At 61.5% G+C, this 21,116-nt stretch carries 18 protein-coding genes; 11 read left to right on the top strand and 7 right to left on the bottom strand.

The annotated features are described in order from the left end of the window. The first annotated feature begins 22 nt into the window (after positions 1 to 22). The 8 genes from tssE (at position 23) to LIY36_RS02430 (ending at position 13,674) form a co-directional block, all read left to right on the top strand. Positions 23 to 538, top strand: coding sequence for a type VI secretion system baseplate subunit TssE (gene tssE / locus LIY36_RS02395; protein ID WP_192298034.1), 516 nt, complete (start codon positions 23 to 25; stop codon positions 536 to 538). Then, positions 535 to 2,394, top strand: coding sequence for a type VI secretion system baseplate subunit TssF (gene tssF, locus LIY36_RS02400; RefSeq protein ID WP_226454694.1), 1,860 nt, complete (start codon positions 535 to 537; stop codon positions 2,392 to 2,394). Before tssE ends, tssF begins: the two co-directional genes overlap by 4 nt. Further along, positions 2,358 to 3,401 carry a type VI secretion system baseplate subunit TssG gene (gene tssG / locus LIY36_RS02405; protein ID WP_192298246.1) on the top strand — a complete coding sequence of 348 codons (1,044 nt, stop codon included), beginning with the start codon at positions 2,358 to 2,360 and terminating at the stop codon, positions 3,399 to 3,401. The genes tssF and tssG overlap by 37 nt, the downstream gene beginning before the upstream one ends. Then, complete coding sequence (gene tssH / locus LIY36_RS02410; RefSeq protein ID WP_226454695.1) at positions 3,394 to 6,048, top strand: type VI secretion system ATPase TssH; 2,655 nt, start codon at positions 3,394 to 3,396, stop codon at positions 6,046 to 6,048. The genes tssG and tssH overlap by 8 nt, the downstream gene beginning before the upstream one ends. 158 nt (positions 6,049 to 6,206) lie before the next feature. Beyond that, entirely contained in the window at positions 6,207 to 8,147 is a 1,941-nt protein-coding gene (locus tag LIY36_RS02415; protein WP_226454696.1) for a type VI secretion system Vgr family protein, read from the top strand. 15 nt (positions 8,148 to 8,162) lie between these two features. After that, the gene (locus LIY36_RS02420; protein WP_226454697.1) at positions 8,163 to 8,594 is read left to right on the top strand and encodes a DcrB-related protein; all 432 of its coding nucleotides are present in this window, start codon (positions 8,163 to 8,165) and stop codon (positions 8,592 to 8,594) included. Positions 8,595 to 8,606: 12 nt separating this feature from the next. Then, positions 8,607 to 13,055 (top strand): RHS repeat-associated core domain-containing protein, encoded by a 4,449-nt coding sequence (locus LIY36_RS02425; RefSeq protein ID WP_226454698.1) that lies wholly within the window; start codon positions 8,607 to 8,609, stop codon positions 13,053 to 13,055. Between the two features lie 19 nt (positions 13,056 to 13,074). After that, positions 13,075 to 13,674 (top strand): hypothetical protein, encoded by a 600-nt coding sequence (locus LIY36_RS02430; RefSeq protein WP_226454699.1) that lies wholly within the window; start codon positions 13,075 to 13,077, stop codon positions 13,672 to 13,674. 80 nt (positions 13,675 to 13,754) lie between these two features. On the opposite strand, the gene LIY36_RS02435 is transcribed toward LIY36_RS02430, so the two are convergent. The 6 genes from LIY36_RS02435 to LIY36_RS02460 all read right to left on the bottom strand — a co-directional run bounded on the left by LIY36_RS02435 (position 13,755) and on the right by LIY36_RS02460 (position 18,046). After that, complete coding sequence (locus tag LIY36_RS02435) at positions 13,755 to 14,288, bottom strand: hypothetical protein (RefSeq protein ID WP_226454700.1); 534 nt, start codon at positions 14,286 to 14,288, stop codon at positions 13,755 to 13,757. Further along, a complete protein-coding gene (locus tag LIY36_RS02440) occupies positions 14,285 to 15,571 on the bottom strand; it encodes a PAAR domain-containing protein (RefSeq protein WP_192298041.1) in 1,287 nt (428 codons plus the stop codon). Before LIY36_RS02440 ends, LIY36_RS02435 begins: the two co-directional genes overlap by 4 nt. Positions 15,572 to 15,614: 43 nt before the next feature. Then, a complete protein-coding gene (locus tag LIY36_RS02445; protein WP_192298042.1) occupies positions 15,615 to 16,049 on the bottom strand; it encodes a DUF1795 domain-containing protein in 435 nt (144 codons plus the stop codon). A 177-nt stretch (positions 16,050 to 16,226) separates the two neighbouring features. Then, positions 16,227 to 16,502, bottom strand: a complete 276-nt coding sequence (locus LIY36_RS02450; RefSeq protein WP_003213368.1) for an HU family DNA-binding protein — start codon at positions 16,500 to 16,502, stop codon at positions 16,227 to 16,229. Between the two features lie 191 nt (positions 16,503 to 16,693). Continuing rightward, positions 16,694 to 17,842: an NAD(P)/FAD-dependent oxidoreductase gene (locus LIY36_RS02455; protein ID WP_192298043.1), complete on the bottom strand. Its 1,149-nt coding sequence runs from the start codon at positions 17,840 to 17,842 to the stop codon at positions 16,694 to 16,696. A gap of 36 nt (positions 17,843 to 17,878) precedes the next feature. Then, positions 17,879 to 18,046: a rubredoxin gene (locus tag LIY36_RS02460; RefSeq protein ID WP_003213373.1), complete on the bottom strand. Its 168-nt coding sequence runs from the start codon at positions 18,044 to 18,046 to the stop codon at positions 17,879 to 17,881. 196 nt (positions 18,047 to 18,242) lie between these two features. Here LIY36_RS02460 and LIY36_RS02465 point away from each other — a divergent pair, with 196 nt between their 5' ends. Both LIY36_RS02465 and ubiA read left to right on the top strand, forming a co-directional pair. Beyond that, positions 18,243 to 18,806 carry a chorismate--pyruvate lyase family protein gene (locus LIY36_RS02465; protein ID WP_226454701.1) on the top strand — a complete coding sequence of 188 codons (564 nt, stop codon included), beginning with the start codon at positions 18,243 to 18,245 and terminating at the stop codon, positions 18,804 to 18,806. Then, complete coding sequence (gene ubiA, locus LIY36_RS02470) at positions 18,806 to 19,696, top strand: 4-hydroxybenzoate octaprenyltransferase (RefSeq protein WP_192298045.1); 891 nt, start codon at positions 18,806 to 18,808, stop codon at positions 19,694 to 19,696. The genes LIY36_RS02465 and ubiA overlap by 1 nt, the downstream gene beginning before the upstream one ends. Before the next feature lie 126 nt (positions 19,697 to 19,822). Here ubiA and LIY36_RS02475 read toward each other — a convergent pair whose 3' ends face one another. After that, positions 19,823 to 20,200, bottom strand: coding sequence for a COG4315 family predicted lipoprotein (locus tag LIY36_RS02475; protein ID WP_192298046.1), 378 nt, complete (start codon positions 20,198 to 20,200; stop codon positions 19,823 to 19,825). 153 nt (positions 20,201 to 20,353) lie between these two features. Between LIY36_RS02475 and phoB the strand changes: the two genes are divergently transcribed. After that, complete coding sequence (gene phoB / locus LIY36_RS02480) at positions 20,354 to 21,043, top strand: phosphate regulon transcriptional regulator PhoB (RefSeq protein ID WP_003231714.1); 690 nt, start codon at positions 20,354 to 20,356, stop codon at positions 21,041 to 21,043. The last annotated feature ends 73 nt before the right edge of the window (positions 21,044 to 21,116 follow it).

Consider the following 21,116-nt stretch of genomic DNA (forward strand, 5'->3'; position numbering starts at 1 on the left):
ACCCGTCCGTGGAGCTGCTTTGGTGGTAACTGAAATCGCTTCCCGCGACCGTCTGCAACCGTCCCTGCTGGACAGGTTGACCGACGACGACCCAACCAACCCCAAGGAAAGCGCCGACAAACGCGTGCTGTCCCTGACCCAATTGAAAGCCTCGGTTTTGCGTGACCTGGCGTGGCTGCTCAACACCACGTCGTTGCTCGATGCCGATGCCACGCTGCACACCCCGGCCGGTACGTCGGTGGTCAACTACGGCCTGCCGGCATTGGCTGGCAACAGTGTTTCCGGCGTCGACATCAAGGCTCTGGAAGCCTTGATCTACCAGGCGATCGCCACCTTCGAGCCACGCATTCTGCGCCACACCCTGCGCGTCAAAGCCCGCGTCGGCCACGGCGAGATGAACCACAACGCGCTGAGTTTCGAGATCGAAGGCGACCTGTGGGCGCAGCCGGTGCCGTTGCGCCTGTTGCTGCAAACCGACCTCGACCTGGAATCCGGCCACGTGCGCGTGGTGAATGCCGACCAGCGGAGACGCCCATGAACCCGCGCCTGCTGGAGCTGTACAACCAGGAACTGCACCACGTGCGCGAAAGCGCCGCCGAGTTCGCCAAGGAATACCCGAAGATCGCAAGTCGGCTGACCCTGTCCGGCATGGACTGCGCCGACCCGTACGTCGAACGCTTGCTCGAAGGCTTTGCCTACCTGACCGCCCGCGTGCAGCTCAAGCTCGACGCCGAGTACCCGACCTTCACCCACAACCTGCTGGAAATCGCCTACCCGCACTACCTGGCGCCGACGCCGTCGATGACCGTGGTGCAATTGCAGACCGACCCGGACGAAGGCTCGCTGGCCAGCGGCTTCCCGCTGCCCCGCGACACCGTCCTGCGCGCCGCATTGGGCCGCGAAACCCAGACCTGCTGCGAGTACCGCACCGCGCACCCGGTGACGTTGTGGCCATTGCAGGTGGCCAATGCCGAATACTTCGGCAACCCCGCCGCCGTGCTCGGGCGCCTGGCCGCCAGCGAGCCGAAAGCCAAGGCCGGCCTGCGCCTGACCTTGCGCACCGGCGCCGAATTGCCGTTCAACAGCCTCGACCTCGACACCTTGCCGCTGTACCTCAGTGGCGCCGATGAGCAACCGTTCCGCCTTTACGAGCAACTGCTGGGCAACGCCTGCGCGGTATTTGCGCGCAAGCCCGGCGGCGATTGGGTCGAACGCCTGCCGCAGGACGCGTTGCGCTCCCGGGGTTTTGACGACGCCGACGCCGCCATGCCGGTGGTGGCGCGCGCGTTCCAGGGCTATCGCCTGTTGCAGGAATACTTCGCCCTGCCCCACCGTTTCCTGTTCGTCGAATTCGCCGAGCTGGGCCGTGCGATCAAACGCTGCGACGGCCAGGAGCTGGAGTTGATCGTGCTGTTCGACCGCCACGAGCCGAGCCTGGAAGGCAGCGTCGGCGCGGCGCAGTTCCTGCCGTTCTGCACGCCGGCAATCAACCTGTTTCCCAAGCGCGTGGACCGTATCCACTTGTCCGACCGCGTCAACGAACACCATGTGATCGCCGACCGTACGCGGCCGATGGATTTCGAGATTCACTCGCTCAGCGGCCTGACGGGCCATGGCACCGGGCCGGAACAGCCGTTCTTGCCGTTCTACGCGGTGCGCGATCCGTCGCGTTACGGCCGCGACCAGGCGTATTACACGGTGCGCCGCGAGCCACGGGTGCTGTCCAGCGACCAGCGTCGCAACGGGCCGCGCTCGACCTATGTGGGCAGCGAAACCTTTGTCAGCCTGGTCGACAGCCGCCAAGCGCCGTACGGCCACGACCTGCGCCAACTCGGCGTGACCGCCCTGTGCACCAACCGTGACCTGCCGTTGTTCATGAGCGTGGGCAACGGCAAGACCGACTTCACCCTGGCCGACAGCGCCCCGGTGCTGGCCGTGCGCTGCGTCGCCGGCCCGAGCCGCCCACGGGCCAGCCATGCGCATGACGCCAAGGCCTGGCGCCTGATCAGCCAGCTCTCGCTCAATTACCTTTCCTTAAGCGAACAGGGCCAGGGGGCCGGCGCCTTGCGCGAACTGCTGCGCCTGTACGGCGACAGCAACGACGCCGCGCTGCAATTGCAGATCGAAGGCCTGCGCGAGGTCAGCAGCAAAGCCGTGACCCGGCGCCTGCCGATGCCCGGCCCGATTGTGTTTGGCCGCGGCCTGGAGATCACCCTGGAGTTCGACGAAAACGCGTTTCGCGGCACCGGCGTGTTCCTGCTTGGTGCGGTACTGGAACGCTTCCTGACGCGCTACGTGTCGATCAACAGCTTTACCGAGACGGTGATCCGCACCACGGAGCGCGGCGAGATCATGCGCTGGAAAGCCAAGCCCGGGCGGCGGCCAACCCTGTGAAGACCCTGGATGCGATGCATCAGGAACCCTGGGAATACGATTTTTTCCAGGCGCTGCGGCGTATCGAGTGCGAATCGCCAGAGTTGCCGCGCCTGGGCCATTCCCTGCGCCTGGCGGACGACCCGCTGCGCCTTGGCCAACGGGCCGATTGCACCTTCGCCCCGGCCACCCTGGCCTCGGTCGATCCGGGTGGCGACGGCAAACCGGCGCGCCTGGAGCAGTTCTTCTTTGGCCTTGGCGGCCCCAACGGCCCGCTGCCGCTGCACATCACCGAGTACGTGCGCGAGCGCCAGCGCAACAACGCCGACAGCACCAGCAAACAGTTTCTGGACGTGTTCCACCACCGCCTGCTCAGCCTGTTTTACCGGGCCTGGGCCGAGGCGCGGCCGACGGTCAGCCACGACCGCCCGCACGACGATTACTGGTCCGCCCGCCTCGCCGCCCTGAGCGGTCGCGGCATGCCGAGCCTGCTCGATCAGGGCCTGATCCCCGACACGGCGAAGCTGCATTACAGCGGCCACCTGTCGGCGCAAACCCGCTACCCGGACGGCTTGAAGGCGATCCTCGGCGAGTATTTTGGCCTGCCGGTGACGATCGAAGAGTACGTCGGCCAATGGCTGGAACTGCCCGAACGCAGCCGCGTCGGGGTCAGCGCCAACCGCCTGGGCGTGGATTTTTGCCTGGGCAGCCACGTGTGGGACCGCCAGCATAAATTCCGCATCCGCCTCGGCCCGCTCAGCCTCGACGACTACATGGGCATGCTGCCCGGCCAACAGCCGTTCAACGAGCTGGTGGCATGGGTGGCCGAGTACCTGGGGCATGAATTGGACTGGGACTTGAACCTGGTCCTGCAACAACCCGAAGTCCCGGCGCTGCAACTCAATGGCCGGTTCCGCCTGGGCTTCAACACCTGGCTCGGCAAACCCGAGCAAGACGCCAACGACCTAATCCTGGCCCGGCATTACGCCGATCACGCCACCACCTCAAGGAATCCAGAGCATGGGTGAAATCAGTCGCGCCGCACTGTTCGGCAAACTCAACAGCGTGGCCTACAAGGCCATCGAAGCCGCCACGGTGTTCTGCAAATTACGCGGTAACCCGTATGTGGAACTGGCCCACTGGTTCCACCAGTTGCTGCAACTGCAGGACTCGGACCTGCACCGCATCATCCGCCAGTTCAACGTCGAGCCGGCGCGCCTGGCCCGTGACCTCACCGAAGCGCTGGACCGCCTGCCCCGTGGCTCGACGTCGATCACCGACCTGTCGTCCCATGTGGAGGAAGCCGTTGAGCGCGGCTGGGTCTACGGCAGCCTGATGTTCGGCGAAAGCCAGGTGCGCACCGGCTACCTGGTGCTGGGCATCTTGAAGACGCCGAGCCTGCGCCATGCGCTGCTGGGCCTGTCGTCGGAATTCGACAAGATCAAGGCCGAAGCCCTGAGCGAACGTTTTGACGAATACGTCGGCGACTCGCCGGAAAATGCCTTGAGCGCCAGCGACGGTTTCAACGCCGGGGTTCCGGGCGAAGCCAGCGGCGCCATGGCGCCGAGTGCCATGGGCAAGCAGGAAGCCCTCAAGCGCTTCACCGTCGACCTCACCGAACAGGCGCGCAGCGGCAAGCTCGACCCGATCGTGGGTCGTGATGAAGAGATCCGCCAACTGGTGGACATCCTCATGCGCCGCCGCCAGAACAACCCGATCCTCACCGGCGAAGCGGGCGTTGGCAAGACCGCCGTGGTCGAAGGCTTCGCCCTGCGCATCGTCGCCGGTGACGTGCCGCCAGCGCTGAAAGACGTGGAACTGCGCAGCCTCGACGTCGGCCTGTTGCAAGCCGGTGCGAGCATGAAAGGTGAGTTCGAACAGCGCCTGCGCCAAGTCATCGAAGATGTGCAGGCGTCGCCCAAGCCGATCATCCTGTTTATCGACGAAGCCCACACCCTGGTGGGTGCCGGTGGCGCCGCCGGCACGGGTGACGCGGCCAACCTGCTCAAGCCAGCGCTGGCCCGTGGCACCTTGCGCACCGTGGCCGCGACCACCTGGGCCGAGTACAAAAAACACATCGAGAAAGACCCGGCCCTGACCCGTCGCTTCCAGGTGGTGCAAGTTGCCGAACCTTCGGAAGACAAGGCCCTGCTGATGATGCGCGGCGTGGCCTCGACCATGGAGCAGCACCATCAGGTGCAGATCCTCGACGAGGCGTTGGAAGCTTCGGTGAAGCTGTCCCACCGCTACATCCCCGCGCGCCAACTGCCGGACAAATCCGTCAGCCTGCTGGACACCGCCTGCGCCCGCGTCGCCATCAGCCTGCATGCGGTGCCAGCGGAAGTGGACGACAGCCGCCGGCGTATCGAAGCGCTGGAAACCGAGCTGCAGATCATCGCCCGCGAGCATGCCATCGGCATTGCGATTGGCGCGCGCCAGAGCAATACCGAAGCCCTGTTGAGCGCCGAGCGTGAGCGTCTCGCCACCCTGGAAAGCCGCTGGGCCGAAGAAAAGGCCCTGGTGGACGAACTGCTCGCCACCCGCGCGACCCTGCGCGAGACCGTCGGCGCGGTGGACAGCGGCAACGATGCATTGCGCGCTCAACTGGTCGACCTGCAACAGCGCCTCAGCGCCCTGCAAGGCGAAACCCCGCTGATCCTGCCGACCGTGGATTACCAGGCCGTGGCCTCGGTGGTCGCCGACTGGACCGGCATCCCGGTGGGCCGCATGGCACGCAACGAACTGGAGACGGTGCTCAACCTCGACCAGCACCTGAAAAAACGCATCATCGGCCAGGACCATGCCTTGCAGATGATCGCCAAGCGCATCCAGACCTCCCGCGCCGGACTCGACAACCCGAGCAAGCCGATTGGCGTGTTCATGCTGGCGGGCACCTCCGGCGTGGGCAAGACCGAAACCGCCCTGGCCCTGGCCGAAGCCATGTACGGCGGCGAGCAGAACGTGATCACCATCAACATGAGCGAGTTCCAGGAAGCCCACACGGTGTCGACCCTCAAGGGCGCACCGCCGGGTTACATCGGCTATGGCGAAGGCGGCGTGCTGACCGAAGCCGTGCGGCGCAAGCCCTACAGCGTGGTGCTGTTGGACGAGGTGGAAAAAGCCCACCCGGACGTGCATGAAATCTTCTTCCAGGTGTTCGACAAGGGCGTGATGGAAGACGGCGAAGGCCGCGTGATCGACTTCAAGAACACCCTGATCCTGCTCACCACCAACGCCGGCACCGAGCTGATTTCCCACGTGTGCAAAGACCCGGCGAACCTGCCGGAGCCGGAAGAGATCGCCAAGGCCCTGCGCCAGCCACTGCTGGAGATTTTCCCGCCGGCGCTGCTGGGGCGCCTGGTGACGATTCCGTACTACCCGCTCAGCGACGAGATGCTCAAGGCGATCACCCGCCTGCAACTGGGCCGCATCAAGAAGCGTGTGGAGAGTACGCACAAGGTGGCGTTCGATTACGACGACGCGGTGGTCGATCTGATCGTCTCGCGTTGCACCGAGACTGAAAGCGGCGGGCGCATGATCGATACGATCCTGACCAACAGCCTGCTGCCGGACATGAGCCGTGAATTCCTCACGCGCATGCTCGAAGGCAAGGCGTTGGCGGGTGTGCGGATCAGCAGCCGGGATAACGAATTGCACTACCAGTTCAACGATTGACCTGAAGAAATGCGGGAAAAACTGTGGGAGCGGGCTTGCTCGCGAAAGCGGTGTGTCAGTTGACACAACCGGCGACTGATTCACCGCTTTCGCGAGCAAGCCCGCTCCCACATTTTGATGCGGTTTCGTCAGACATAACGACATTTACGGGTTAACCGATGCTTTTTAACCAAGCCTCACGCCTGGCCAAAATCACCAGCCCCCTCGGGCCGGATGTGCTGCTACTCAACGGAATGGGCGGCGGTGAGGAGTTGGGCCGGCTGTTCAACTATGAGCTGCAACTGACGTCCCTGGACGCCAACATCGACCTCAACCAGTTGCTCGGCAAGCCCATGAGCGTGGGCGTGCAATTGGCGGACGGCGGTGAGCGGCATTTCCACGGCATCGTTGCGCGGTGCAGCCAGGACATCGACCAGGGCCAGTTCGCCAGTTACCAAGTGGTGTTGCGCCCATGGTTCTGGCTGCTGACCCGCACCTCGGACTGCCGGATTTTCCAGAACCTGAGCATCCCGCAGATCATCAAGCAGGTGTTTCGCGACCTGGGTTTTTCGGATTTCGAAGACGCCCTGAGCCGGCCGTATCGCGAGTGGGAATACTGCGTGCAGTACCGCGAGACCAGCTTCGATTTCGTCAGCCGCCTGATGGAACAGGAAGGCATCTACTACTTCTTCCGCCACGAGCAGGACCGCCACGTGCTCGTGCTGGCCGACGCCTATGGCGCGCACACCACGGTGCCGGGCTACGCGTCGATTCCGTACTACCCCAAGGACGAGCAGCAGCGCGAACGCGATCATATGTACAACTGGCACCTGGCGCAGGAGGTGCAGCCCGGTTCGCTGGAGCTCAACGACTACGACTTCCAGCGCCCCAGCGCGAGCATCGAGGTGCGCTCGGCGATGCCGCGTCCGCACACTGCCGGTGATTACCCGCTGTACGACTACCCCGGCACCTATGTGCAAAGCCAGGACGGTGAACACTATGCGCGCAACCGCATCGAAGCCCTGCAAACCCTGCACGAGCAGATCGAGTTCAGCGGCAATGCGCGGGGCCTGGGCTCCGGGCATTTGTTCAGCCTCACCGGCTTCAGCCGCCAGGACCAGAACCGCGAATACCTGATCGTCGGCGTCCGCTACCACATCACCCAGGAGAGCCTGGAAAGTGGCGGCGGCTCGGGCGAGGCGCAGTTCAGCAGCAGCCTGACCTGCATCGATGCCCAGCAAAGCTTCCGCCCACTGGCGAGCACCTACCGGCCCATCGTCAAAGGCCCGCAGACCGCGTTGGTGGTCGGGCCCAAGGGCGAAGAAATCTGGACCGACCAGTACGGCCGGGTGAAGGTGCACTTCTACTGGGACCGTCACGACCAATCCAACGAGAACAGCTCGTGCTGGATTCGCGTGTCGCAATCCTGGGCCGGCAAGAACTGGGGTTCGATGCAGATCCCGCGGATCGGCCAGGAAGTAATTGTGAGTTTTCTGGAAGGCGATCCCGACCGGCCGATCATCACCGGGCGGGTGTACAACGCTGAGCAGACGGTGCCTTACGACTTGCCGCAGAACGCCACGCAAAGCGGCATGAAAAGCCGCTCCAGCAAGGGCGGCACGCCGGCCAACTTCAATGAAATCCGCATGGAGGACAAGAAGGGGCTGGAGCAGTTGTACATCCATGCCGAGCGCAACCAGGACATCGTGGTGGAGGTGGATGAGAGCCATTCGGTGGGGCATGACCGCAACAAGAGCATCGGCCACAACGAGACGGTGAGCATCGGCAACAACCGCCTGCGCATCGTCAAACAGGAAGACATCCTCTCGGTGGGCCAGCGCAAGACCGACAGCATCAGCCAGAGCTACGTCATTGAAGTGGGCGAAAACCTGCGCCTGGTGTGCGGTGAAAGCATCCTGGAGTTGAACGCCAGCGGGCAGATCAACCTCACGGGCGTGCAGATCAGCTTCTACGCCAGCGGTGATGCCGAGTTCAACACCGGCGGTGTGCTGCATCTGAACAACGGCGGCGGCCCCGGCGCAACACCCGATGGCCAGGGCGTGAAAGCCAGCATCGACGCCAATATCAAAGCCGCGTTCCCAACGCCCAAAAGCTCCTGACGAGGCCTGTTTGCGATGACGTACCGAATCAACGAATTCCAGTTCCAACTGCCGGCCGCCGAGTTGCAGGACGCGACGATCAATATCCTCAAGTTCCCTGAACTGGGCACTTCCCTGATCATCAGTCGCAGCCTCTTGGCCGAGGACGAAACCCTGCACAGCAACTTCGCCGACCAGCTCAAGCGCCTGGAACAACAGGTGCAGGATTTGCGCTGCCAGCCGAGCACAGTCGTGCGTTTGGGCGCGGCTCAAGAGATCGAAGGCATCGAGTTGCGCAGCCAGTTCAACAAGGGCAATGACAAGGTGTTCCAGTACCAATTGGCGCTGGTGTTGCCGGGCACGCGCAAGATGCTCGCGTTGAGCTATGTGAAAGCCGAAAAGCTCGGCGATGCCGAGGCCGCGCATTGGGCCTTGATCAAGCACTCGCTGTCGTTCGACGCCCCTTGATGAGCCGCCTGCATGGCTGACGCGCTATGGGCGGCCCGCATGGGCGACGCGCTTGCCCACACGTCGATGATGGCCGACATCCTCGGCGGTGTGCTGGAGGTGGCGGCCAATATTGCGATCACCGCCGTGGCGACCGCAGCGGTGGTGGCCGCCACCGGCATCACCGTGGCCACTGGCGGGCTCGGCTGCTTCCTGCTGGGCGCGGTGGTGGGCACGATTGTCGGGTTGGCCATGAGCAAGACGGGGGCGGACAAAGGCCTGTCGAATTTATGCGAGAGCTTTAGCAACGCCCTGTTTCCGCCCACGGTGCAGGCAAACATTCTCACCGGTTCCACCAACACCCTGACCAATAACATCCCCGCCGCCCGCGCTGCCGGGGCGATCAGCTCCCACGTCGCGCCGGCCGGCACCGAGCTGGAAGAACCCGCACCAGAGCCCGGTTACCTGGACATGGCCGAGAGTTTCTTCTCACAGATGTGGCGCCCGACGGTCGCTACGCCGGCGCCAGGCGCGGTGCCCAAGCCGCTGGACCTGGTGGTGTGCATGAAGCACCCGCCCATGCCGCCGCAGTTCCTGGCCGAGGGCTCGGACAAGGTCACGGTCAACGGCCAGCCGGCGGTGCGCAGCGGTGATCGCAGTACGTGCGATGCGACGGTGGTGGGTTCGGGGCTGATTTCCTCCAATGTGACCATCGGCGGCGGTTCGGTGGTGGTGCGCGAGATTCGCAGCGGCAAGACGCCGGGCGTCGGGCTGGCGGTGACGGCGTTGTTGATGCTCAAAGGTGGCAAGGGCAAGTTCTTCAGCAAGCTGCCGTGCATGCTGATCAGCGGCGCGACGTCGATGGCCGTCAGCAGCGCGATGGGGGCGATGGCGAATGCGGCGATGGGCTCGTCGAACCCGGTGCATGCGGCGACCGGCGCGAAAGTGTTGGGCGATGTCGAGGAGCTGGATTTTGTGCTGCCCGGCATCCTGCCGATTGCCTGGCAACGGGTCTACAACAGCCGCGATGAACGCTCGGGCAGCTTGTTGGGTGCTGGCTGGAGCGTGGCTTATGAAGTGTGCGTCGACATTCGCCCCCATCCTGAGGGGAGTGAAACGCTGATCTACACCGACGAGCAGGGTCGGCCGATCGACATGGGCTCGATTCCTTTGGGCGGCGCGGTATTCAGCGCCGGTGAAGGACTCGCGGTGCGCCGCCACCTCAATGGGCAGTTGCTGATTGAAAGCGACGATGGTTTGTACCGCTTGTTCGAGCCTACGGCCAACCCGTCGCGGCTGCGCCTGAGCCAGCTCGGCGACCGCAATGACAACCGTATTCATATCGACTACGACGAAGCCGGACATCTAGTACGACTGCGCGATACGTTCGATCTGGTGCAGGTTGAGCTGGTTCGCGAGCAGGGCCAATTGGCGCGCATCGAGCGCTTGTATCCCGATCAGCGTCGTGAAGTGCTGGTCAGCTACGGCTATGACATGGCCGGGAGCCTGGCGCAAGTAAGCGACGCGACCGGCCAGGTGCAACGCCGCTTCGCCTACGACAACGGCCGCCGGATGCTCGAGCATCAACTGCCGACCGGGTTACGGTGTTTTTACGAATGGGCGTTGGTGGAAAACCTGGAATGGCGCGTGGTCCGGCATTGGACCGATGAAGGCGACGCTTACCAGTTCGACTATGACTTGCAGGCCGGCCTCACGCGTATCACCGATGGCTTGCAGCGCGTCAGCACCCGCCTGTGGAACACGCAGCACCAGATCATCCAGTACAGTGACAACCTCGGCCAGACCTGGCTGTTCGAGTGGAACGACGAACGCCAATTGCTCAGCGCCACCGATCCGCAGGGTGGGCGTTATGAGTACAGCTATGACGAGGCCGGAAACCTGATCGGCGAGAGTGACCCGTTGGGGCGCAGCGATTCGACGTTGTGGCTGGAGCATTGGGCCTTGCCGGTATCGGTGACTGACTGCGAGGGCAACACCTGGCGCTCACGTTACGACGCACGGGGTAACTGTACCGTCGAGACCGACCCGCTAGGGCATGTCACGAGGTATCGCTACGATAGTCACGGCCAACCGGTAGAGATCATCGACGCCACCGGCAAAAGCAAACGGCTACGCTGGAATCCGTTCGGCCAGCTCATTGAACACATTGACTGCTCCGGTTACCCGACGCGCTTCAGCTACGACGAGAGAGGTTATTTACAGGTCATCATTGATGCACTGGGTGAGCGCACGTCGTTTGTACACGACGCCCAAGGCCGAGTGCTGAGTACTCAACTTCCAGATGGGCGTACTGAATATTTCCAACGCGACGGCAGCGGCCAACTGGTTGCACATACCGACTTTGCCGGCCACTCCACACACTATCAGCGCAACCGTAAGGGGCAGGTCCGCGAGCGCGTCGATGCGCACGGCCGACAGGTCAGCTTTGCCTATGACAGCTATGGCCGCCTGCGTACATTGACCAACGAAAACGGTGAACAATACCGTTTCGAATGGGACGCCAATGATCGTGTCTCCGAGCAACAGGATCTGGATGGCAGTCTCCGCCGCTATGACTACGACGCACTGAACAACATTTCACGCATGGAGGCGGTTGCAGCACCAGTCGGCAGTGGCCTGGCAGTAGTAACGGCGGTGCCCGAACCATCCATCGTGCATGACTTTGAGCGCGACGCGGCGGGACGAATGGTGGTCAAAGTCACCGATGACGGGCGTACGGAATACAGTTACGACTTACTGGACCAGCTCAAAGCTGTCACGTTTACCCATAAGACAGGCCAACAACACACCGTCAGCTTCACTTATGACGCCCTTGGGCAGACCGTCGAAGAAAAAACCAGGGCAGGTGTTTTACAACATTGCTACGACGAGTTGGGAAACCTCAACCAGACTCGCTTACCCGACGGGCGCTGGCTCAATCGGTTGTACTACGGCAGCGGTCACCTCCATCAGATAAACCTCGATGGACGGGTTATCAGCGACTTTGAGCGCGACCGCTTACACCGCGAAGTCCTGCGTACTCAGGGACACCTGAGTACACGCCAGCGTTATGATCGCTGCGGCCGATTGCGCTCGCGCGAACGCGGCCATATCAGCCGGGCATCGGTACTCCCTGGCGCAGTACTAAAACAGTTCGAGTATGACCCCGCCGATAACTTGGTGGGCAAGCTTGAGCAACGGCCCGGCGGTCAGCACAGCCAGTTGCTGCATTACGATGCAACCGACCGAATAATCGCCAGCCAGGACAATTTTGCAGCACGACACGAAACCTATTCCTATGACGCCGCTGCCAACCTGCTCGATGGCCCACAGGCTGGCGCCGGACTGGTTGTACACAACAAGCTCCTGACATACCAAGACAAACGCTATCGCTACGACGGTTTCGGCCGCATGGTCGAGAAGCGAAGTGCCCAACGCGGCGTCCAGCGATTCGCCTATGACGCTGAACATCGCTTGATTGAGGTACGAAATGAACAGGGCACGCAGCGATCAGTCGTCCGCATGTCCTACGACCCTCTTGGCCGACGAACATCCAAAACAACCCACGACGCAAATGGCCATTTACTGAGTGAAACTCGCTTCACATGGGATGGGCTGCGGTTGGTGCAAGAGCACAAACATGCGCAGACCAGTCTTTATATCTACGGTGACGAAGGTCACGAACCCCTGGCCAGGGTTGACGGGACAGGCGCCCAGCAAAAAGTGCGCTATTACCACAATGACATGAACGGGCTGCCCGAGTTGCTTTCGGAAGCAGAAGGCCAGACAGTCTGGCAAGCCAGCTATCAGGTCTGGGGAAACACCGTTCGAGAAACGCGTGAGCCTTACTACATTGAAGAGCAGAACCTGCGGTTCCAGGGGCAGTATCTGGATCGGGAAACTGGCCTGCATCACAACATTTTCCGCTTCTACGATCCGGATATCGGCCGCTTCACTACGCCTGACCCCATTGGCCTCGCCGGGGGGCTGAATCTTTATCTGTATTCAACGAATCCGCTGACGTGGATCGACCCCTACGGCCTGAACCCGAAGGATTTGGTACGGTACAAGCCCAAAGATTCCGTGACACCCAAGGCTGGTGGTCGTGGCACAGCCATCAATCGGGCTTGGGGAGAAGAGCGGGAGCTTGTGACCCGCGGTGGCGGCTCAAGAGACTGGGCGGACCATGAGCGTGAGTTGATCAAAAATACCAAGAGCAACGCACGCTTGAATTCTTTGATGTCCAAAGCAGGCTACACCGGCCACCACATCAACAGCGTCGAAGGTAACGGTGCATTGGGCAAAGCCTGGAAAGGTGACCCAAGGAACATTGTGTTCTTGCAAAACGCGAACCATCCAAGTGGCATTGACGAACACTTGAACAGCCCGCAAGGGCACAGGAAGAATTACGCCAACGCAGGCAAAGGCCGATTGATCGACCGAGCCAGAACACCCGCTACAAAACCCGGCTGCGGTAAATAGGTTTCCATTGGAGAAGAACATGAGCGCCCTCGATAACGCCTTTAAAGAATTGCGCCGCATCCACAAGAAATTTGACATCGAAGGGAGCTTCGAAAAAAACGGCCAGGCAAACGCCAAATGGCCACAAACCCTGCCTCGCTCCTCTGAGACGGACTACTTTTACGACTTTTGCGAGCCTGTCGATGTAGAAATCGAAACAGGTTTGACCCCCATCCGCTTTTTCAGCTTGGACGCATTGGAAGATGGTCAGGTCGGTTACAAGTGGGCAGGCGAATCCAACAAGACTGAGTTGAATGGAAATTGGCCGGCACAACATCTGGTTTTCATGGATGACATCGGTGGTGGCAAGCCGGTTATCGCAGTTACCGATATTCCTGGCACACCCGTATTGGCGAGCTACGATGCCATAGCGCCTTTCAAGATTGCCGACTCTCTTGCGGATTTTCTGCTGGCCTTCGCCAAGACTGTCGAGATCGTCCATGGAAAATTCGACATTTTTGATATCTACAACGACGACGATGAGCTCTCCAGCAAATTCGTTAAGCTACTCAACAAGGAAGTCGGCCCGTTACTGGGCGAGGAAAATTACCAACGCTTTTTTGACTACTTCTACGGCTGAGTCAGGTCAGACCCCACAAAAAAGGCACAGCCCAGTCGGCGTGGGACAAGCGTCCTGACCGTCCATGGTCATTCGCGACATCAGATGTTGGCGGGGACGAAGTCGGGCCCACCCAGTTTGTCCCGAACCACCAGCGCAGTACGCATCAACGGCCCCCACAGGCCGTTCTGGCTATTCCAGCCAGCGCCCGCCCAGCGGGTATCGCCGACAAGGGCAGCCTTGTTGCGTTCCAGCTGCTTCTGCAGGGCCACTGCCACGGCACCCATGTCGACCTCGAACAGGTCGGCATACAGACCATCGGGGTTCGTGCGCTTTTTGCTCAGGCAAAAACGGTAGTACCACACCCACACTGCCGCGGCGTAAATCGCCCGATTTCGATCAGGGTAAGTCGCGAGGATTTTAAGCAAGGCCGCGACGAAACAACCTGGGAATTGCGGGTCGCGGGTCTCTTGCCAATAGCGCACCACCAACAGATCGAACGCTGCGACCACATTCTGTGGCTCGTCGTTGTCGCTCTTGGCTTCTTGAAAGTAGAACGGTTCGCCCACCAGGAACTTATCCAGGTCGTTATTCGCCAGGGCAAGCAGCAGCACATTATCTAAATTGGCACTCATTGGATTCTCACTACATCGGGGTTCGCGAGCAGGAAATTGATGTCGTTGCCGTGTGGAATGCCCACATTGTCCAGCACCGCCTCACGCATCCCGCCAGGATGGGTCACGCCACCGGGGCGCCAGAGTGAGTTGGCTCCGCGTTCATTACCGGTTGGCATGACGACCTTGGGATTGTTCAGGTCCATCATATAAATTTCTTTGCCGGTAAAGGTGCCAGGGTCATAACCCAGGGCCTTTTCCAGGACCGCAAGGTCGCCGGTCTTTTTGAATTCGCCGACAACGCCGTGCAGGTCCGACTTCGCCATGACGTACTTGGAAGGACTGAATGTTGTGTACATCGGGTTGGCGATATCATCCGGCGTGAAGAGGAACGCCCCCCCTTCATCCTGAAACACCTTGAGGTGCTTGGAGATATAAGAACCCTCAAGATAGTCGGCAGGATTCGGTCGACTGTACTGGGGAATCGCCATGATGTCGTCTTGGGTATAACCCGGCTTGAACCGCACCTTGGGGGTCGTGCCGATTTTTGCCATTTTCGGCCCAAGCCCCAGAAGCGCCATGCCGGCAACCCCTTGCAGCAAGTCCCGATAGCCTGGGCCCAAACGATCCCCCAGGTCGCCCAGCAACGCCATACCGCCCATCACCGCGCCGCCGATTACCACGAACCCGGCCAGGGCAGCCAGCCCGGCCATCGCCGCCAGGATCGCAGCGCCACCCATGGCCAGGATGCCCAAGGCTTCAAACCCGGTATGCATCCAGCCCTCGATATCCAGCACAAAGGCGACCGAGACGGTTGGCCCACCGATAAAGGTATTGGGGCTGCCACTCTTGATATGGGCACCGCACACCATTTTGCTGTGCAGGCGTGCTGCCGGCTTGCCGTTGATAAACACGGTGGCACTGCCTTCGGCGATCAAAACCGGGAAGGGCCAAACCGGGTGATTCATCGGCAGCCCAGTGCAGGAGGAGGCAATATCCTCACCGGCGCGCATCGCATTGAGGCCGTTGATATAGACGTTGAAACTGCCCGCCACCAGTGCCCCTGTCGTGGGCTCGGGCAGGTTGAAAATGGTACTCAAGCCCTTGACCACCTGGAACATCGACAGCCCACCCGCCGCGACTGAGCCGGCCATGATTGCCACTGCCAGTCCACCCGTGGCAACTGTCGCTGCGATCACCGCGGCACCGATCAATGCACCTGCGACTGCGCCCGCCAGCATTGCAGCGACGCCGAATCCGTGGGCTATTTCATCACCCAAGCGGGCTGCTGCTTGCGCATCCATTGCGTGTATCTACCGTATGGGTTAAACCGCTGCCGTGTGCGAATCAGGCGCCAGACACAAGGGGCTTCAGGCTGCTCATGGCGATTTTCCAGGCCGTCTCGTGAGACGCCAGGTCACCCGGCGTGGTCGTCAGTGTGGTAATCAGCACGGCCGGTTTTCGCTCAATAAACATCTGGCGCAACATCAGCTCGCGCCCTTCCCGCTTCCAGGTGTAATCCACCAGTGTGGCGGCATGTCCATGCAGCACCGTGTCCCAGCGCTGGATCAACTTGAACTCCGGCAATTGCTGCTCGGCGCTTTGCACTTGCTTGTCGATGTAATCCGCGAAGGTCGCATCACCTTGGGAGGCATCACGACTGATGACAAAGCTGGCTTCCTTGGCGCTGCCAACAGCTGGCAGCTTGAAGATATTGATACTCTGGTCCTGCCAGGTATCAGGGATTTCGAGGTCTGCTTCTTGAATTCTGTAGAGGGTCACAGTGATCGCTTTCCATGGACATGAGTGACTCGGGAAGGCGCAAATAGTCGAGTAATGCTTCACAACAATCAAGCCGAGGGCGATACCCTGACCCGGTCCCACAAAAAATGGGCACCCAACCCAGTCGGCGTGCCCATCTTTTCTACCACCCCACCTCCCTTCGAGGCGCTACCGCTGTTACGGGTTGACGCTGTCTTTGAGCGACTTGCCCGGCTTGAACGCAACGGTGTTGCTCGCCTTGATCTTCACTGGCTCGCCGGTCTGTGGGTTCTTGCCGGTGCGGGCGCCGCGGTGGCGTTGCAAGAAGGTGCCGAAGCCAACCAGGGTGACGCTGTCCTTGCGGTGCAGGGCGCCGGTGATTTCTTCGAGAACGGCGTTGAGGACGCGGTTGGCCTGTTCTTTGGTGAGATCCGCTTTTTCAGCGATGGCGGCTGCGAGTTCTGGTTTACGCATAAATGAAGCCTCTTTGACGGTTTTTTGTTGTTATGTCCGTGCTGCTCTCTAATGGAGCAGCGCCCAAAGCGCCGCAGGCTCTACTCTGCGGCAGACGGGAGTGAGGATGGCATGCCCTAGGACGCCGCGCCAGTCTCGCGGCGACCTTTCTGGGGATAGGAACGTGCTGATTCCGACAGAACGACTGGTATTTACGCCAACAATGGCGGGAGTTCTTTGTTGAGCGCCAGTTTTTCCATCACGGCGCCACCGGTCAGCGCGTAACCCAGCAGGCGACCGCTGGCGTCGCGGCACAGCGCCTTGATGTCGGCGCCCTGGCCTTCGACACTCCATACGCCTTCGCTGCCCCGTGGCGGCGGCGAGACCACCAGCGGGCAGATCGGGGTTTTCACGGTGATCGGCATCGGTCCGTAGCTGACCGCCGTGGCATTGCCGACCAGGGTCTGGGCCAGGGCGCGGGCGCAGCTCATCAGTGGCATCACGTACAACAGGTTCAGGCCATCGACCTCGGCGCAGTCGCCCAGGGCATAGATATTGGCGTGGGAGGTCTTGAGGTGGCGGTCCACCGTGACGCCACGATTGGTCTGCAAACCGGCGGCAGCAGCCAGGTCTACCCGTGGGCGCAGGCCGATGGCAGAGACCACCAGGTCGCAGTGGATCACTTCACCGTCCGACAGGTGCGCTTCCAGCCCGTCAGCACCGCGCTGCAGGCGGTTGAGCACCGGGCCCAGGTGGAAACGCGCACCAAGCCCTTCCAGCCCGGCCTGCACCGCAGCGGCCGCAGCCGGGTGCAGCAGGGTCGGCATGACTTGCTCGCACGGGGCCACCAGTTCGACTTCGTAGCCGCCGAGGATCAGGTCGTTGGCAAACTCACAGCCAATCAGACCTGCGCCAAGCAGCAACACCCTGCGCTTGCCGGCAGCGGCTGCACGAAAGCGTGCGTAGTCTTCAAGGTCGTTGATCGGGAATATCAGCTCGGCGGCATCGCCTTCCACCGGCACACGCACGGTCTCGGCGCCCCAGGCCAGGATCAGGTCGCGATAGGCCACCGCTTCCTCGCCGATCCACAGGCGCTTGTGGCCCGGGTCGATGCCGCTGACGCGGGTGTGGGTGCGCACTTCAGCCTTGAGTTGCTCGGCCATGGCGCCGGGTTCGGCCATACTCAGGCCATCGGCTTCCTTGTTCTTGCCAAAGCCGGTGGAGAGCATGGGCTTGGAGTAGGAACGCCCGTCATCGGCGGTGATCAGCAGCAATGGGGTCTCGCTGTCGAGCTTGCGAAACTCCCGGGCCAGGTTGTAACCGGCCAACCCTGTGCCGATGATCACGACAGGTGCGTTCATTCCTTTCTCCTTGTAGTACGTTTCTTTGCTTGAAAATTAACCGATTTCGATCATTTCGAAATCCATCTTGCCCACGCCGCAGTCAGGGCACAGCCAGTCTTCCGGGACGTCTTGCCACAGGGTGCCCGGCGCGATGCCGTCATCCGGCCAGCCGTCTTTTTCGTCGTAGATCAGGCCGCAGACTACACATTGCCACTTCTTCATTACTTGTTTCCTCAGGGTCCAGGCATCTTGGCCGACGGTCGATAGATCCAGCATTGCCGCACGGCTCAGGGCGTTTTGTACTGATCGGGGCGTGCAGATGCAAGCATGATCGACGCAAACGGCAGGGCCGGCCCGGCAAAATCCCGGGACGCCATGGTAAGCTCGCCGCCTCTTTTGCTGCCAATACTGACTCACCGTGCCGCACTCAATCGCCTTGCCCGATGCTTGCCAATGGCTGACCCAGAGCCTTCTGTCCCCAATGCCTGCGCCCCTGACCGTCAACTGGCTGTTCAACGAAGACTCGCTGACGCGCCGGCTGACGTGGCTGTCCAACGACGGTTTCAGCGTGACACCGCTGTTCGAGGGCTGGCAGCCGCTGCGTGACGACGAATGCGCCGCCCTGGAACTGGCCCCTGCCAGCGTCGGTTGGGTGCGCGAAGTGTATTTACGCGGGCACGGCCAGCCGTGGGTGTTTGCCCGCAGCGTGGCGTCGCGCAGCGCATTGCAGGGCGATGGCTTGCACATGGATCAACTGGGCAGCCGCTCGCTGGGCGAATTGCTGTTTTGCGACCAGGCATTCACCCGCCAAGCCATCGAGGTGTGCCACTACCCGCGCCAATGGCTGCCCACCGCGGATCAGGCCGACGGGCTGTGGGGCCGTCGCTCGCGCTTCGATCGCGGCGCGCTGAGCATTCTGGTCGCGGAAGTCTTCCTGCCGAACTTCTGGCACGCGTTGCACGCCCATCCGGAGAACTGCTGATGTATCAACGCCTGCTCAAGTCCCTGAACCGCTTGAACCCCAGGGCCTGGGATTTCATTCAACTGACCCGCATGGACAAGCCCATCGGCATCTACCTGCTGCTGTGGCCGACGCTGTGGGCGTTGTGGATTGCCGGCAAGGGTTCGCCGTCCTTCATCAATATCGTGATTTTCGTACTCGGCGTGGTGCTGACCCGCGCCGGCGGTTGCGTGATCAATGACTGGGCCGACCGCAAGGTCGACGGCCATGTGAAACGCACCGAGCAACGCCCGCTGGTGAGCGGCAAGATCAGTTCGAAAGAGGCGCTGGTGTTTTTCGCGGTGCTGATGGGCATCAGTTTCCTGCTGGTGTTGCTGACCAACGCCACCACCATCCTGCTGTCCCTGGGCGGCCTGGCCCTGGCGGCGAGCTACCCGTTCATGAAGCGCTATACCTATTACCCGCAGGTGGTGCTGGGCGCGGCGTTTTCCTGGGGCATGCCGATGGCGTTCACCGCCGAGACCGGCAGCCTGCCTGCCACTGCCTGGCTGCTCTACATCGCGAACCTGCTGTGGACGGTGGGTTACGACACGTATTACGCGATGACCGACCGCGATGACGACTTGAAGATCGGCGTGAAATCCACCGCCATCCTGTTCGGCGATGCCGATCGCGTGATTATCCTGACCCTGCAAGGGCTGGCGCTGGCGTGCCTGTTGCTGGCCGGGGCGCGGTTTGAGCTGGGGGGCTGGTTCCACCTGGGGCTGCTGGCCGCGGCGGGCTGTTTTGCGTGGGAGTTCTGGTACACGCGGGACAGGGATCGGATGAAGTGCTTCAAGGCGTTTTTGCACAACCACTGGGCGGGGTTGGCGATTTTTGTCGGGATTGTGTTGGATTACGGGTTTCGCTAAGTGCCATTTTTTGTAGTGACTGAACGATCGCCTTCGCGGGCAAGCCCGCTCCCACATTTTGATCGGTGAATACACTCAAAGTGTGGGAGCGGGCTTGCCCGCGATGCTTTTAGTGGCTCCGCTGGCTCAAGGCTTGATCACATGCCACGCCCCACCCTTGCCATCACCGGTCTTGTCCCCGGCCTTCTTGTCATCCTTGTAGGTGTACACCGGCTTGCCTTTGTAAGCCCACTGACTGGTCTGGTCATCACGGGTGATCACCGTCCAGTCGCCCATCGACTTGTCAGTGGATTCAGCCATCAGTGGCGGCCAGTTCATCGCGCACTGGTCCTTGCACACTGACTTGCCGTCGGCATCCTTGTCGAAGGTGTAGAGCGTCATCCCTTTGTGATCCACCAGCATCCCGTCTTTAGTCATCGCCGGGTCCATCGCGAAGGCCAGGCTCGGCAGCGCCAACGCCGCCGTTACCAACAGGGCCTTCCAGGAAACAGTACTGTAAGTCATCGGAACCTTCCTTTTGTGGTTGTCAGGATTCGGACTCAAAGCGTAGCCCACAGAGACGCAGATTGCCCAAGCGACTAAATTACTGTCACACGACTGCAATAATTCCGTTATCTAATGCGGCGCAAGACAGTTAAATGACAAGAGGATTTAGGCATGGTTGGCAGGAGCATTCTGATCGTTGACGACGAAGCGCCCATCCGCGAGATGATCGCCGTTGCGTTGGAAATGGCCGGCTACGACTGCCTGGAGGCGGAAAACTCCCAGCAGGCCCATGCCATTATCGTCGACCGCAAGCCCGACCTGATCCTGCTCGACTGGATGCTGCCCGGCACCTCCGGCATCGAATTGGCCCGCCGTCTCAAGCGTGACGAACTGACCGGGGACATCCCGATCATCATGCTCACCGCCAAGGGCGAAGAGGACAACAAGATCCAGGGCCTGGAAGTCGGCGCCGATGACTACATCACCAAGCCGTTTTCCCCACGCGAGCTGGTAGCGCGCCTGAAAGCCGTCCTGCGTCGCGCCGGGCCTACCGATGGCGAAGCGCCGATTGAAGTCGGCGGCCTGATCCTCGACCCCATCAGCCACCGCGTGACCATCGATGGCACGCCGGCCGAGATGGGCCCCACCGAATACCGCCTGCTGCAATTCTTCATGACCCACCAGGAACGCGCCTACACCCGCGGCCAGCTGCTCGATCAGGTCTGGGGCGGCAACGTGTACGTGGAGGAGCGCACCGTGGACGTGCATATCCGTCGCCTGCGCAAAGCCTTGGGCGATGCCTACGAGAATCTGGTACAAACCGTGCGCGGCACGGGCTACCGCTTCTCCACCAAAGGCTGAGCCAGCCCCTTACCCTCCTAAACAGCTGACAAGGACGCATGTTTAAGTGAACCAAAACTGGCACGGCACCCTG

Source organism: Pseudomonas sp. AF03-9 (assembly GCF_020515815.1).
Taxonomy (GTDB): Bacteria; Pseudomonadota; Gammaproteobacteria; order Pseudomonadales; family Pseudomonadaceae; genus Aquipseudomonas.